The following is a 14,580-nucleotide window of genomic DNA, read 5'->3' on the forward strand; positions in this document are numbered from 1 at the left end:
ACATGCGGAACACCCTTGCCCTTATCCTGACGGTTGGTGCCGCCAGCCCGGCCTTTGCCGCAAGCGGCCCGTTCTTCTCGCTCGGCAACACAGACTTTGTGGTCACTCTGGGCTTCATCGTCTTTATTGCGGTTCTGTTCTACTTCAAGGTGCCCGGTTTGATCGGCGGTGCGCTGGACAACCGTGCCGAAGGCATCAAGGCCGAACTGGACGAAGCCCGCGCCCTGCACGAGGAAGCCCGCAGCCTGCTGGCATCGTACGAGCGCAAGCAGCGTGAAGTGCAGACCCAGGCTGACGCCATCGTGGCAGCTGCGAAGGAAGACGCTGTTCTGGCAGCTGAGCAGGCCAAAGCCGATCTGGAGAAATCCATTGCGCGCCGTCTTGCGGCCGCTCAGGACCAGATCGCATCGGCTGAGGCTTCGGCCGTGAAGGAAGTCCGCGATCAGGCCATCACGGTTGCCGTTTCGGCTGCAAACACCGTTCTGGCCAAGCAGATGACCGCGACGCAGGCTAACAAGCTGATCGACGCCTCCATCGCGGATGTGGGTGAAAAGCTGCACTGATCGTCCGGATCATATGAATTGAAAAACCCGAGGGCTACGTGGCGCTCGGGTTTTTTTGTTTTGTTGCTAGGGACTGCGCTTTGATCTGCGCCAGGTCACGACAAACACAATTAGAGCGATCACGGTAATCAGGATCTCAACCTTGAAAGTCCAATGGTTGAGAAAAGACAATATCCAATGAGAGTGCGTCGCTTGCACAATGACCAACGGATGCGTTGCGTCGGAGAACGGCCAGAGCCACGCAACCTCTCCGGTAATTGAATCCAGCACCATATGAACCAACCCACCGGCGCCAAAGAAGGTCAGGAAGGTGCCGGTTCTTGAGGCCCAGATACGTATCATAGTCCCGGCAAGTAGAATCCCTGCCCAGATGATCGGGCGGTGGGTCAGGTAAGAGTGGTGATGATGCCCCCGGTCATCGACAAGATAGAACCAAAGCATATCGATATCAGGAGCAACCGCTCCTAGCATTGCCGCTGCAAAGGCAAGCTTGCCGAGATTTGGTGCAGCAGCCCTGAAGACCAGATAAGCACCCGGCAAGTGGCCAATGAACATCAGACTTCACCTGTCTCGTGCTTTAGCCGCTGCTGCGCGATCTCTTCGTTGCGCAGGGCTTTCTGCTGATCGGCCATGCAGCGTTCGACAAAGCTCAGATGCTGTTCGACTGCCTGCCGCGCGCCTTTTGGGTTCCGGTCCTGCAGGGCTGTGTTGATGGCGCGGTGCTGCTCCAGAATAGCATCTCGGGTCGTGCGCAGATGAAACATGACCTGGCGATTGTAGAACACACCCTGCCGGAGCAGATCGAACATTGACCGCATCATATGGAGCATCACGACATTGTGGCTGGCTTCGATGATCGCCATGTGGAACTGGGCATCTAGCCGTGCTTCTTCTTCTGCCGCATTCTGGTTGTGGGCCGCCTCCATTTTGGAGAAGATCGCCTGAACAACACCAAGATCGCTATCCGAACCCAGCCGCGCTGCGCGCTCGGCCGCCAGCCCCTCCATGTCGCGCCGGAAGGAAAGGTAGTCGAAAACCGCTTCGTCGTGGCTGCCGAACAGGCGGATCAACGCGGGAGAGAAGGCAGAGCCGAGCACTTCGGCCACATAAACGCCAGACCCTGCTTTTGCGGTCAGTAACCCTTGTTCCTGCAGGTCCGAAATTGCCTCTCGCAGAGACGGGCGTGACACCCCCAACCGCTCGGCCAATTCACGTTCGGGCGGCAGACGCTCACCGGGTCGCAGTATACCCCGCAGGATCAGCAGCTCGATCTGACGGACGACTGCAAGAGACAGTTTTTCAGTTTGGACTTTCTGGAATGGCATCGTGTTCGGGTTCAAAATTGGTCAAATCATATGACCACGTATCCACCACAGGTGCAAGAAGCGCCGTTTTCACGTAGCTTGAAACATTAGGTCAGATATATTGACTTATTTTGGGTGGCACGTAGTCTGCCCAAAACCCGAAAGGAACAGAGAGACCGAGTCGATGGATAAATTGTTCGCCACGCGAGCATCCCGGATGAAAGCATCCGAAATACGCGAGTTGCTAAAGCTTCTGGATCAGCCCGGCATCATTTCTTTCGCCGGAGGCATCCCCGACCCTGACCTGTTCCCGGCCGATGCCTTTGCCCAAGCCTTCCAGATGGCATTGGGCCCCGAGCATCAGGCTCAGGCGTTACAGTATTCGGTCAGTGAAGGCTATGTACCGTTACGCCGGTGGCTTGCCGAACACATGCAGCAGATCGGCGTAAACTGTGAAATTGACAACATCCTGATCACGTCCGGTTCGCAACAGGCGCTGGACTATCTGGGGAAACTGTTTCTGTCACCGGGCGATACGGCATTGGTTTGCTGGCCGACTTATCTGGGCGCGCTTGCGGCCTTTAATGCCTACGAGCCGCGCTTTGACCGACTCCGTATCAACGGCAATCGCGGCGCATTGGAATACAAGGAGGCGGCCGGTGAGGGCGCGGTCAAATTCGCCTACCTCTCGCCCGACTTTGCCAACCCAACCGGAGAAACCATAGACCGGAGCGGTCGCGAGGCTTTGCTCAGCCTGGCGGATGAACTCGACTGTGCAGTGATCGAAGACGGTGCATATCAGGCGTTGCGCTATGATGGCGATCCGATCCCGCCTGTGTTGGCTCTGGAAATAGCGCGCAAGGGATCGATTGAGGCGTGTCGTACCGTCTATTGCGGCAGCTTCTCAAAAACCCTGTCTCCGGGTCTGCGCATGGGTTGGGTGGTTGCTGCGAAGCCCGTGATCTCGCAACTGGTGTTGATGAAGCAGGCAGCCGATTTACACTCATCCACAATTAACCAGATGGCGGTGCATCAGGTGGCGCAGGCCAGTTTTGCAACACACACCCCCAAATTGCACCGCGTCTACAGTGCCCGTCGTGATGCAATGCTTGCGGCCCTGGCGGAAAACATGCCCGAAAGTGTCGATTGGACAAGGCCGGAGGGCGGCATGTTTATCTGGGTGACGTTGCCAAAAGACCTGAGCGGTGCCGAACTTCTTGCGCGTTCGCTTGAGACGGTCAAAGTGGCCTTTGTGCCCGGACAAGCCTTTTTCCCGGATGGTTCAGGTGCCAATACAATCCGTCTGAGTTTCTCAAACTCGGACGAGGATACCATTCGTGAGGGGATAAGACGGCTGGGAGAACTACTGCGCGTCTGATCCGCGAAAGGTTCTGTTAACCATATTCGGTCAAAGCTGCGGCATGGTCCGTGTTCTTGCCCTTCTGCTGCTGGCTGCCTGTTCAGCGGGCACACCACAATTTCGCGATGTGCCCGCGACTCGTGTTGCGGTGAACGGCAGTGTCTTCGATGTGCGTGTTCGTGGCGAACTGGCCGAAGCGGTGCGCGTGAACGCCCAGTATGCCCCCCGTTTGGGGCCGATCCGCGAAAGGGCTGCGCTGGCCATGGCGCAGGTGTCGGGTTGCCCCATTCTGGACGTTCTGGGCGATGCGGCAGTGACGGTTGGTGTCCTCGGCTGTGATCGCGAGGCGGGGAAACGTCTGCTGCTGACGGCGGTGTCGACGCCCAGGTATGAGTGTATCGACTACGGCATTTATGAAAACGTCAGCGAAGATTACGGATATCAGGTGTTCGAATGCACACCGTACTGATGGCAGTCTCAATTCGGAATTTGAGCAAGATGTTGTGGATAACTCCGCCTAAAATCCCATATCCTGCGCAACTGCGTTGACTCGGACCCCATCCGTTGCGCAGAATTCCTGACCATAGGAATCACGGATAGCAGCCTTTGCGTTTCAGCAAACTCAAACTGACCGGCTTTAAAAGCTTTGTTGATCCAACCGACCTGATCATCGCGGACGGGTTGACCGGTGTGGTTGGTCCGAACGGGTGCGGCAAGTCCAATCTTCTGGAAGCTTTGCGCTGGGTCATGGGCGAAAACCGTCCCAAGTCCATGCGGGGCGGCGCGATGGAAGACGTGATCTTTGCGGGGGCGGCCACACGTCCCGCTCGCAATTTTGCCGAGGTAGTCCTGACCATGGACAACTCGGAACGGCTTGCGCCTTCGGGGTTCAACGACAGCGACCAGTTGGAAATCGTGCGGCGTATCACCCGTGACGTGGGCAGCGCCTACAAGACCAATGGCAAGGACGTGCGCGCCCGCGACGTTCAAATGCTGTTCGCCGACGCCTCGACGGGGGCGCATTCGCCGGCGTTGGTGGGGCAGAACCGTATTGCTGAGCTGATCAACGCCAAACCCCGCGCGCGACGTCGTATCCTGGAAGAAGCGGCCGGGATTTCAGGCCTCTACCAACGCCGACACGAGGCCGAGCTGAAACTGAAAGGAACGGAATCCAACCTGACCCGCGTGGATGACGTGTTGGAGCAACTGGGTGCGCAACTGGCGCAACTTGCCCGACAGGCCCGTCAGGCCGCGCGGTACCGCGAGATTGGTGAGCAACTGAGACAAGCCGAAGGCATGCTGTTGTATCGCCGCTGGAAAGAGGCTGACATAGCTCGTCAGCAGGCCGAAGATAAATTGCGTGATCGTTTATCCGAAGCCTCCCGGGCCGAGGCCGAAGCGCGTGCAGCCGCGGCGAAACGCACTGAGATCGAAGAGACCCTGCCGCCGCTGCGGGAAGAAGAGGCCATTGCCGCCGCCGTCCTGCAGCGTCAGCAAGTTCAGCGAGATCAGCTCTCGGACCAAGAAACCCGCGCGCGCCAAACCATCGAAACGCTGACCAATCGCATCCAGCAACTGGGCAATGACATCGAACGTGAGACCGGCCTGAACCGCGATGCAGGCCAGATGATCGAACGCCTGGAATGGGAAGCCCGCGAATTGGCCAAGGCGGCCGAAGGGCACGAGGACAAGCTTGCCGAAGCGGCAGAGATCGCGCATGAGGCAGCCGCCGTGCTTCAGGAGAGGGAAGAGCACCTGTCGCAGGAAACCGAGGACATGGCTCGTCTCGTCGCACGGCATCAATCGGCACAGCGTCTGGTCGAGGACAGTCGCAAAACACTGGCCCGGTCTGAAGCCGAGGAAGAAAAAGCGCGGATTGCTGTGGATGAAGCCCGTTCGGCGCTGACCCGCACCACTGAGGCATTCAATGCCGCGCAAGAGGCCGAGGAAGAAGCCCGCGAAGCTGCTGAGGCGGCGGAAGAGGCGCTGGCCGCTGCGGATGAGTTGCGCAACGAAACGCAGGCGCGCGAGGCAGAAGCACGGGCGCAGCGTTCAGAGGCAGAAGGCGAGTTGGGAGCGATACGCGCCGAAACGACGGCGCTGGCCAAGCTGGTCGAAAGAGATACCGCTGAGGGCGGGCAGGTACTCGACCTGCTGCGCGTCGAGCCGGGCTTTGAAAAGGCATTGGGCGCGGCGTTGGCCGATGACCTGCGCGCGCCGCTGGTCGAAGACGAAGGGCCATCCGGCTGGGTTCAGGTCGCGGGCTATGATGCAGACCAACCTTTGCCTGAGGGGGCCGAGCCGCTGGCTTTGCATGTATCAGGTCCGGATCGCCTCAGCCGCCGGATTGCACAGATCGGTCTGGTCGACGCGGATCAGGGTGCGCGGTTGCAGGCATCACTGAAACCGGGGCAACGGCTCGTGTCGCGCTCCGGCGATCTGTGGCGCTGGGACGGGTTCCGCGCCTGGGCCGAGGATGCGCCAAGTGCTGCAGCCCTGCGGTTGGAACAGCTCAACAAGCTTGAGGCCCTGAAACAGGAACTGACACGCACGGAAGCACAGGCCGAAGGCGCCCGCGCCGCGCATGAAGCCTTGTCCCAGCAACTGGCCGATGTCACCGAAGCGGATCGCCGCGCCCGCGAGGCACGCCGTGCCGCTGATCAACGGATGGCTGAAACCGCCCGAATGCTCAGCCGGGCCGAGGCGGACCGCAATCTGGCGCAGGGCAGGCTGGAGACGCTGACGCTTGCGGTTGATCGTCACAAAGAAGATGCTATGTCTGCCCGCATCCAATTGCGGGAAGCCGAAGGCGCCCTGACCGAGTTGGGGGATCTCGACAGTGCCCGCGCGCAGGTTGAGGACATCAAGCAAACGGTCGAGGCCGCGCGGATCACGATGTTGACCCATCGTTCGACCCATGACGAATTGCGTCGTGAAGGCGAGGCGCGGACCCGCCGCTCGCAGGAGGTCACCAAAGATCTCAGTGGCTGGAAACACCGTTTGGAAACGGCAGAGAAGCGTATTTCGGAATTGGCTGAGCGCAAGGAAAGCTCCGAAGAGGAGCTGACTGAAGCTATGGCCGCACCCGGCGAAATCGCCGAGGCCCGCGAAGAGCTGAATGATATGATCGAAGCGGCGGAAGCCCGTCGTGCGGAGGCCGCTGATAATCTGGCCGAGGCCGAGGCCCGGCAGCGCGAGTTTGTATTGGCAGAACGTGAGGCCGAACGCTTGGCCTCGGAAGCTCGGGAGGCTCGTGCCGCGGCCGAGGCACGTTGCGATGCTGCGAAGGAAAGTGTGGTCGCTGCCGCCGAACGTATTGCCGAAGATCAGCAACTGACGCCGAACCAGTTGCTGAACCAGTTGGATGTGAATCCCGACCAGATGCCAGCCGCAGACGCGCTGGAGGCCGAGGTAAATCGCCATAAACGTCAGCGTGACGCGATGGGCGCTGTGAACCTGCGCGCCGAAGAGGACGCAAAGGAAGTCCAGGAAGAATTCGACACGCTGAATGGTGAAAAGGCCGATTTGGAAGAGGCGATCAAGGCGTTGCGCAGCGGCATTGCCAGCCTCAACCGCGAAGGGCGCGAGCGCCTTCTGACGGCATTCGAACAGGTAAACTCAAACTTCGCGATGCTGTTCAAGCATTTGTTCGGCGGCGGTGAGGCCAATCTGGTCATGGTCGAAAGCGACGACCCGCTGGATGCGGGCCTGGAAATCATGTGCCAGCCTCCCGGCAAGAAACTGTCGACCCTCAGCCTGCTTTCGGGCGGAGAGCAAACCCTGACAGCCACAGCGCTGATCTTCGGCGTCTTCCTTGCCAACCCGGCACCGATCTGCGTGCTGGACGAGGTCGACGCGCCGTTGGACGATGCAAACGTTACCCGTTTCTGCGACCTGCTGGACGAGATGTGCCGCCAGACCGACACCCGGTTCCTGATCATCACCCACCATGCGGTGACCATGGCGCGGATGGACCGGTTGTTCGGCGTGACCATGCAGGAACAGGGCGTCAGCCAGTTGGTTTCGGTCGATCTGAAAAAGGCCGAACAGATGGTGGCCTGAGGCCTCACTGCAACGTTATGCCTGTTTCACCCCCAGTCGGGGTAGGCTGGCAGCATGACCCGTTACCTGATCATCGCCGCTTGCGCTGCCACGCCCCTTTGGGCCGCTGAATGGTCCATAAAACCCGGAGACGTGCCGCTGAGTGCGGCGGAACTGAACGCTCTGGCAGGGCGTACATTGACGTTCTATGACGATGGCAAGTCCAAATACTCTGCCGGCGGGGCCTATTCTTATACCTATTCCGCTGCCAATGGCGGCGGTACCGCCTTTGGCACTTATAGGATTGCCGAAGACGGCAGCGTCTGTATCCAATATCGCAATGGATTCAGCCGGTGTGATCTGTATGTGCGCAGCGGCGAACGTCTGATCCTGATCGATGAAAAGGGCAATCGCTATCCTGTTCGGCCTGAGTAGCCAAAATAAACCTGTTCGCGTCTGGATGCGGCAGATGTTCCAAGCTATCACCGGCGGAACACACGGATAGCAGGAAGTCTGAGATGCGGATCGAACCCTTCGGCGTTGAGCTCTGGATGAACGAATGGGAAACCAGATGCGACTGGAATCTGGCCGAGACCTGCGTTGAAAGCCTGACCATCGATCAATTGCTGCAGATTGCGGGACAGAACTCGGGCGATTTGTCAGCGTTGCTGCCGATGAAGATGACCTATGGCGCCATTGAAGGGTCAGACAGGCTGCGGCAGGCGATTGCGCGTCTGTATTCGGGAAAGACACCGGCCAATATTATCGTTACGCACGGCACCATCGGGGCCAATATGCTGGTGCACAAGACGTTGGTCAGCCGGGGTGATCACGTGGTTGCGGTGGTTCCGACCTATCAGCAGCACTACTCGATCCCCGACAGCATCGGGGCAACTGTCGAACAATTGCAACTTCGGGAAGAAGATGGCTGGCTGCCCGATCTGGATGCTCTGCGCGCGCTTGTCACGCCTGATACAAAGCTGATTGCACTCAATAATCCCAACAACCCAACTGGTGCCCTGATCCCGCGCGGGTTGCTGGAAGATATCGCGGACATCGCCCGAAAGGCAGATGCGTGGATTTTGTGTGACGAGGTCTATCGCGGCACGGATCAGCAAGGCGATGGCATGACCGCGTCAATCTGCGAGGTCTACGAAAAAGGTATCAGCACGGCCGGCATGTCCAAGGCCTATTCGCTGGCGGGGTTGCGTCTTGGCTGGGTCGTCGCGCCGGAAGAGCTGATCGAAGAGATCGCCATTCACCGGGATTATGACACCATCTCGGTTGGTATGATCGACGACCACTTCGCGGCGCTGGCGCTGGAAAACAAGGACGCGATTCTGGCGCGCAGCCACAGCATCACGCGCGGCAACCTCAAAATCCTCGCCGAATGGGTCGAGGCCGAGCCTAAGGTATCATGGGTCAAACCCAAGGCGGGCACGACGGCCTTACTGAAATACGACCTGCCGGTGCCGTCCCGTGATCTGTGCGTGGACTTGCTGCAAGAAACGGGTGTGATGTTTACACCGGGCTCCGCCCTGAACATGGAAGGCTATCTGCGCATCGGTTACGCCAATGGTGCAGACGTTCTGAAGGAAGGTCTGGCCCGTTTCTCTGAGTACCTTGCGCGATACTGACCTGCAGATCAGAGCCGGTTCAGCAACTCAGCCGTAGGCCATGCATCCGCAGGCAGTCCCAGTCGCTGTTGTTCCGCCTGAACTGCGGCCCGGGTTCCCGCTCCGAGTATTCCGTCGATCTTGCCGACGTCGTAGCCCCGCGCTTGCAACTTTGCTTGCAGTTGCTTCATCTGCGCCCCTGAAAGGCCGGGCTCGGGGTTGCCTGCGTTATAGACCTGGGCCCCCTCTAGGCGCGTACCGAAATAGGCCGCGGTCAGGACATAGACGAAGCTCTGGTTCCATTCGAAATAGACGTCGAAGTTTGGGTAGGCCAGAAAGGCCGGACCGTTGCGCCCTTGGGGCAGTATCAAAGAGGCCGGTAAACTGGCCAAGGACCCGCCGCGCGCCTGAACACCCATCGCTTGCCATTCGGACACCGGGCGCTGTTTGCCGGGGCCGGAGAGTGACCAGTCCATTTCGGCGGGGACCGTAACCTCCTGCAACCACGGCTGACCAGGTTGCCAACCCAGATGCGACAGCATTTTGGCCCCTGACATCAGGGCGTCCGGGGCCGAGGTTTTCAGTGACACTGTTCCGTCGCCATCCGCATCGACACCGTTTTCCAGAATGTCGCGCGGCAGCATCTGTACCATGCCGATCTCACCGGCCCATGCGCCGGTTGTGCGGGCGGGGTCGAAATTGCCCTTGTCGTACAATTCGATGGCTGCGAAGATTTGAGGGCGGAACAGCTCGGGCCGGCGGCAATCATGAGCCAGCGTCACCAGAGCGTTGCGGGTATTGAAATCGCCCTGAAACGAGCCGTAATCCGTCTCGAACGCCCAGAATGCCAACAGCACGCCGCGAGAGACGCCATAGTCGGCCTCGATCCGGTTAAACACGGCGTCGTATTTGCGCGACATGGCCTGCCCGCGTTCAATTCTGTTCTGAGAGATCAGGCGCCGGGAAAACTCGATAAAAGGTTTCTGGAAAACGCCCTGAGCCCGGTCCGCTTTCAGCACAGCGTTGTCCTGCCGCACGCCTTTGAAAAACGCATTCACCGTGGATTTTTCGAAGCCCTGTTGGACGGCCTCAGCCTTGAGGCCTTTGACGAATGAATTGAACCCACCGCCGCACTGGGCAAGGGCGGGAGTGGCGAACAGGGCGGCGGCGATCACACCGGAAAGAAAACGCATGTTGTGGTCCGTCAGAAAATAAAGCTGAGCCCAACCCACACTGACAAGAGCCCAAGCGCAAGCCCCCAAACATTCCACAGCATGTCGCATGCGCGGAAAACCTCGTATGCGCCGATCTCGCGCGGGGCATCACCATTCACCCAGGCCAGATCGCGGATCTGCCCATCGTAGCTGCGCGGCCCCGCCAGTGCGACATTCAGGGCGCGGGCCATGGCAGCCTCGGGCCAGCCAGCGTTTGGCGAGATATGGCGGCGCGCGTCCTCAATGATTGCGGGCCAAGCCGCCCATTGGCGGGACAATGCGACGACCATGACGCAAGTCAATCGAGCAGGGATCAGGTTCAGGATATCGTCCAGACGTGCCGCGGCCCAACCGAACTCCCGATACTTTTCATTGCGATAGCCGATCATGCTGTCGGCAGTGTTGACGGCCTTGTAGACGAGCAATCCCGGCAGCCCGGCCACCAAAAACCAGAAGGCCGGTGCGATGACACCATCGCTGAGGTTTTCAGCCGCGCTTTCGATGGCCGAACGGGCCACCTGCGCCTGCGTCATATCCCGAGTATCGCGCGACACGATGAGAGCGACGCTGGCCCGTCCTTCCGACAACGAGGCTCGCAAACCATCGCCCACGGCACGCACGTGGCTCACCAGCGAGTTCTGCGCCAGGAGAATGGCGCAGACCAGGATTTCGAACAAAGGACCGAGGAAAGCCAGAAATTTGCCCACAATGACCGCCGCCAACACCAGCGCGACAATGACAGAAACACCTTTGAACCGTCGATGCGCACCGTGATTCAGGCTTTTGTCCAGCAACGCGATTCCGTTGCCGATCACGACCGCAGGATGACGAATGCGGGACCATATCCAGTCCGGCTCACCCAGAGCGGCATCCAGACACAGGGCACAGACCAGCAGGAAAGCCGTGCTCACAGGGTGGCCTCCAGCCTGGACCAGCCGTCAGCGGGCGGCAGGCCGAGACGCAGATAGGTTTCTGAATAGGGAAAGACTCGACTCCAGATATGCGCGCGCGCAAGACGATCCTGCCATTCGATGGCATTGTTGACCTCATAAAGCCGGAAGAGGCTGGTACCACCAACCAGATGAGCGCCCTTGGATGTGATCAGCGCGTCCAGCCGCTCAGCATCTTTGACCAATCGGGCGCGGGTAGTGTCGGCCCAGTCGGTGTCCGCCAAGGCCCGCGTCCCGATCCGTAGCGCGGGTCCTGAAACAGCCCACGGCCCTGTCAGGTCATTCAGGCGGGCGATCACCTCGGGGCGAGCAATGGCAAAACCCAGTCGCAGACCTGCCAATCCCCAGAATTTGCCAAAACTCTTTAGGACGACCACGCCGGGCTGGTCTGCCAATCGGACAAGCGAGGCCTCGGGGCATACGTCACAGAAGCTCTCGTCAATCACGGTCAACGGAGCGTTGGCGTCTGCTACTTGCCACATGTGGCCATCAGGGTTGTTCGGATGCACGATCACACGCGCCTCGGCAGGCCCGTATTCGCAGACCTCCCATCCCTGAGAGCGAAACGCGGCGGCGTGTTCATTGTAGGTGGGGGTGGTGATCTGCACCCGGCCCGGTTCAGCCAGCGCCGGAACCCGTGCGATAATGGCAGACGCGCCGGGGGAAGGAAGTACAGCGGCCCTTTCAGGCACGCGCCAGAACTGCCGGGCTGCTTCGGTCAACGCCTCAAAGGCACCGTGGTCCGGCAGTTCGGCCCAGTCCGAAGTCATCAACTCTCCGACTGGATAGGGCAGCGGGTTGATGCCCGTTGACAGATCCAGCCAGTCCGCGCGAACTCCGCCGTATTTGACCATGGCCGCATCCAGACCGCCGCCGTGGTCACGCACAGCGCGAGGGTTCAGTTCATTGAGTCGCTGCATTGGTGATCTTTGCTGAAAAACTGTTCAATTCACTCGCTTCAAGCGGATTTTTGCCGTCTGCACAAGCAAATCCGCGTGAGCAGTGTGGCCTCAGGCCGTTATTAACACTTTGTTAACGAAATGGCGGGATCACGGACCCTAGGGGTCGGCACCACTCACCCTATCACGTGCCGAGGTTGTTGCAAATGAAAGTACTGATTGTTGAGAGTAACCCCGATCTGGGTCGGGTTTGGCAACGGCATCTGCAAAGGCAGGAGGCCGAAGTCACATTGGTTGAAACGCAAGAGGCCGCAATTCTGGCGCTCTACGGGACGGCTTTTGATATCATCGTGTTGGATCTGGTGCTGGAAAGCGGTAGCGCGTTGGCGGTGGCAGATTTCGCCAGCTATCGCCGGCCCGAGGCGCGGGTGATCTTTGTCACCAACACGACCTTTTTTTCGGATGGGTCGATCTTTGCGCACAGCCCCAATGCCTGCGCCTATGTGCAAAGCAGCACGCCGCCAGAAGACCTGGCGGCGATGGTCGAGCATTACGCCGCAGGCCGCTGACCGCGCCCGTGCGGTTCCAGATAATCCAGAACGGGATTGGTGGGGATGATGCGATGCGGATTGATGCTGTCGTGGCTGTAATGGTAGTGGCGCACGATGTGTTCCATGTTCACCGTCTGCGCGACGCCCGGCCACTGATACAGCTCGCGCGTAAAGGCCCATAGATTCGGGTAATCGATCAGCCGCTTGCGATTGCACTTGAAATGCAGGTGATAGACTGGATCGAACCGGATCAGTGTCGTGAACAGCCGCCAGTCGGCCTCGGTGATTCGATCACCCATCAGATAGCGGTTGGAGGCCAGTCTTGTTTCCAACCAGTCCAACGTGTCGAACAGTGGACCAACGGCAGCGTCATAGGCAGCCTGCGACGTGGCAAATCCGGACTTGTAGACGCCGTTGTTCACATTGGAATAGACGCGCGCGTTCACTTCTTCGATCTCGTCGCGCATGGTTTCCGGCCAGTAGTCATCAGTGTTGCCGGTAATCCCGTCGAAGGCGGAATTGAACATTCGGATAATCTCGGAGCTTTCGTTCGAGACTATCGTCTGCTGTTCCTTGTCCCACAGAATTGGCACTGTCACGCGTCCGGAGTAGGTCGGGTCGGCGCGGGTATAAAGCTGATGCGCAAATTCGCAGCCGAACAGTGGATCGCCGGTCGCACCGTGTTCATCGGTCTCGAATGTCCAGCCCTGATCCAGCATGTCCGGATGCACGACGGAAACCTGGATGTGGTTGCTCAGCCCTTTCAATTCGCGAAAGATCAGCGTGCGATGAGCCCAAGGGCACGCATAGCTGACATAGAGGTGGTAGCGTCCGCCTTCCGCCTTGAACCCGGCCTTGCCCGATGGTCCGGTGCTGCCGTCTTCTGTGATCCAATTGCGAAACTGTGCGGCGGATCGTTTGAACGCGCCGTCATTCGATTTCGTATCATACCAGCGATCGTGCCAGACGCCGTCGACGAGCAATCCCATCTGTGTTTCTCCGTTTTTCAGTCATCCTACAAGCTAGGGCAGTACAAAGCTCCTGCCTATTCTGACCGACGCGCAGACGGCCTGCGCCGACGCACAATCCACGTTGAGAGGATCGGGCCACAGCCCGCCACATGTTTGGGCGAAGTGACCAAGTTCACTGGATTTTTACACTACAGGGCCCACAATAAAGAGTATCCAGAAAGGAATTTTAGTATGAGTACCTATGTTTCAAAGGAAATGCGCGCCGAACTGGATGCCGCGCGAATCGTTTCCCTTAAGAAAGCCAGCCGCTTGCGGGGCGAAATGGGAAACAAAACCTTCAAAATCTTGTCATTGTGGAAAGATGGATTCTCGGTCGAGGCGGCAACGACGCCCCGCTTGCGCGGGCTGGTGGATATCTACGACGGAGCCAACCACCTCTACCAATGCCTGATCATCGCGGATGAGGAAGAGGCAGGAGAGATGCGATACGAATTCAAACGCAATACCGCCGCTGCCGACAAGGCACCGCTGGATTTCTACCGCGCGCCGGATGCGCCCATCGCGTTGCTGGGGAAAGACGACTAAGGCCGGATTTCCACCATTGTGCCATTGGCTGTCAAGCGCCATAGCTGCGCCATTTTCTTGTTCGAAACGGCGATACATCCTGCGGTCCAGTCGCCCGGCAGAGTTAAACCGGTGACCCCGTTGGGTTGCCCGTGAATGAAAATATCTCCGCCGGGACTGATACCTTGCTGTTTTGCCCGAGCGACGTCCTCTGGCTGCGGATAATCAAGCCCGAGTGACAGATGAAAAGCGCTTTCAGGATTGCGGCGGTTTATGGTGAAAACGCCTTCGGGTGTTTTGCCATCACCTTCCATGACTTTGTCGCCTTCAGGCGCGAAACCCAGCGCGATGTCGGCTTCAATCACGGTGATTCCGTTTAATGAAGCCGTCAGGCGCCGCGCCGATTTCTCGATCAGAATATAGTCGACTCGATCAGCCTTTGGCGCCAAGGGCGGCGTGCCGGGGCGCAGGCCATAGCGATGCCAACCGACCCAAGCCCCGCCTGCCACGATCACCAGAAGAAATGCTATGACCAGGCGGCGCACGG

Annotated in this window: 15 protein-coding genes; 8 read left to right on the top strand and 7 right to left on the bottom strand. The window is 59.1% G+C overall.

Going from position 1 to position 14,580, the window contains the following annotated elements; all coding sequences use genetic code 11:
* Positions 1-2: 2 nt before the first annotated feature.
* On the top strand, positions 3-563 hold the full coding sequence (locus AC2TEL_RS17290) for a F0F1 ATP synthase subunit B (RefSeq protein ID WP_480905643.1): 561 nt from the start codon (positions 3-5) through the stop codon (positions 561-563).
* 66 nt (positions 564-629) lie between these two features.
* Here AC2TEL_RS17290 and AC2TEL_RS17295 read toward each other — a convergent pair whose 3' ends face one another.
* On the bottom strand, positions 630-1,118 hold the full coding sequence (locus AC2TEL_RS17295) for a metal-dependent hydrolase (protein ID WP_480905645.1): 489 nt from the start codon (positions 1,116-1,118) through the stop codon (positions 630-632).
* Positions 1,118-1,888, bottom strand: coding sequence for a FadR/GntR family transcriptional regulator (locus AC2TEL_RS17300; protein ID WP_480905648.1), 771 nt, complete (start codon positions 1,886-1,888; stop codon positions 1,118-1,120). The genes AC2TEL_RS17295 and AC2TEL_RS17300 overlap by 1 nt, the downstream gene beginning before the upstream one ends.
* A gap of 163 nt (positions 1,889-2,051) precedes the next feature.
* Here AC2TEL_RS17300 and AC2TEL_RS17305 point away from each other — a divergent pair, with 163 nt between their 5' ends.
* The 5 genes from AC2TEL_RS17305 to AC2TEL_RS17325 all read left to right on the top strand — a co-directional run bounded on the left by AC2TEL_RS17305 (position 2,052) and on the right by AC2TEL_RS17325 (position 8,905).
* Positions 2,052-3,245, top strand: a complete 1,194-nt coding sequence (locus AC2TEL_RS17305) for an aminotransferase-like domain-containing protein (RefSeq protein WP_480905651.1) — start codon at positions 2,052-2,054, stop codon at positions 3,243-3,245.
* Between the two features lie 43 nt (positions 3,246-3,288).
* The gene (locus tag AC2TEL_RS17310) at positions 3,289-3,696 is read left to right on the top strand and encodes a hypothetical protein (protein ID WP_480905654.1); all 408 of its coding nucleotides are present in this window, start codon (positions 3,289-3,291) and stop codon (positions 3,694-3,696) included.
* A 137-nt stretch (positions 3,697-3,833) separates the two neighbouring features.
* A complete protein-coding gene (locus AC2TEL_RS17315) occupies positions 3,834-7,289 on the top strand; it encodes a chromosome segregation SMC family protein (RefSeq protein ID WP_480905657.1) in 3,456 nt (1,151 codons plus the stop codon).
* 54 nt (positions 7,290-7,343) lie between these two features.
* On the top strand, positions 7,344-7,703 hold the full coding sequence (locus AC2TEL_RS17320; protein ID WP_480842857.1) for a hypothetical protein: 360 nt from the start codon (positions 7,344-7,346) through the stop codon (positions 7,701-7,703).
* A gap of 83 nt (positions 7,704-7,786) precedes the next feature.
* Complete coding sequence (locus AC2TEL_RS17325; protein WP_480905660.1) at positions 7,787-8,905, top strand: aminotransferase; 1,119 nt, start codon at positions 7,787-7,789, stop codon at positions 8,903-8,905.
* A gap of 8 nt (positions 8,906-8,913) precedes the next feature.
* Here AC2TEL_RS17325 and AC2TEL_RS17330 read toward each other — a convergent pair whose 3' ends face one another.
* The 3 genes from AC2TEL_RS17330 to cobD are packed head-to-tail and all read right to left on the bottom strand — an operon-like array spanning position 8,914 to position 11,968.
* A complete protein-coding gene (locus tag AC2TEL_RS17330; RefSeq protein WP_480905662.1) occupies positions 8,914-10,077 on the bottom strand; it encodes a lytic murein transglycosylase in 1,164 nt (387 codons plus the stop codon).
* 11 nt (positions 10,078-10,088) lie between these two features.
* Complete coding sequence (gene cbiB, locus AC2TEL_RS17335; RefSeq protein ID WP_480905665.1) at positions 10,089-11,009, bottom strand: adenosylcobinamide-phosphate synthase CbiB; 921 nt, start codon at positions 11,007-11,009, stop codon at positions 10,089-10,091.
* Entirely contained in the window at positions 11,006-11,968 is a 963-nt protein-coding gene (cobD, locus tag AC2TEL_RS17340) for a threonine-phosphate decarboxylase CobD (RefSeq protein WP_480842849.1), read from the bottom strand. The genes cbiB and cobD overlap by 4 nt, the downstream gene beginning before the upstream one ends.
* A gap of 185 nt (positions 11,969-12,153) precedes the next feature.
* Between cobD and AC2TEL_RS17345 the strand changes: the two genes are divergently transcribed.
* Positions 12,154-12,516 (top strand): response regulator transcription factor, encoded by a 363-nt coding sequence (locus tag AC2TEL_RS17345; protein ID WP_480842847.1) that lies wholly within the window; start codon positions 12,154-12,156, stop codon positions 12,514-12,516.
* Here the strand turns inward: AC2TEL_RS17345 and AC2TEL_RS17350 are convergent.
* Positions 12,498-13,487, bottom strand: coding sequence for a glutathione S-transferase family protein (locus AC2TEL_RS17350; protein WP_480862545.1), 990 nt, complete (start codon positions 13,485-13,487; stop codon positions 12,498-12,500). The two genes, AC2TEL_RS17345 and AC2TEL_RS17350, sit on opposite strands and share 19 nt — an antisense overlap.
* Before the next feature lie 213 nt (positions 13,488-13,700).
* Here AC2TEL_RS17350 and AC2TEL_RS17355 point away from each other — a divergent pair, with 213 nt between their 5' ends.
* Complete coding sequence (locus tag AC2TEL_RS17355) at positions 13,701-14,054, top strand: hypothetical protein (protein WP_480862547.1); 354 nt, start codon at positions 13,701-13,703, stop codon at positions 14,052-14,054.
* On the opposite strand, the gene AC2TEL_RS17360 is transcribed toward AC2TEL_RS17355, so the two are convergent.
* On the bottom strand, positions 14,051-14,578 hold the full coding sequence (locus tag AC2TEL_RS17360) for a L,D-transpeptidase family protein (RefSeq protein ID WP_480842842.1): 528 nt from the start codon (positions 14,576-14,578) through the stop codon (positions 14,051-14,053). The genes AC2TEL_RS17355 and AC2TEL_RS17360 overlap by 4 nt on opposite strands.
* Positions 14,579-14,580 lie beyond the last annotated feature (2 nt).

Source organism: Ruegeria sp. HKCCD9138, assembly GCF_057220975.1.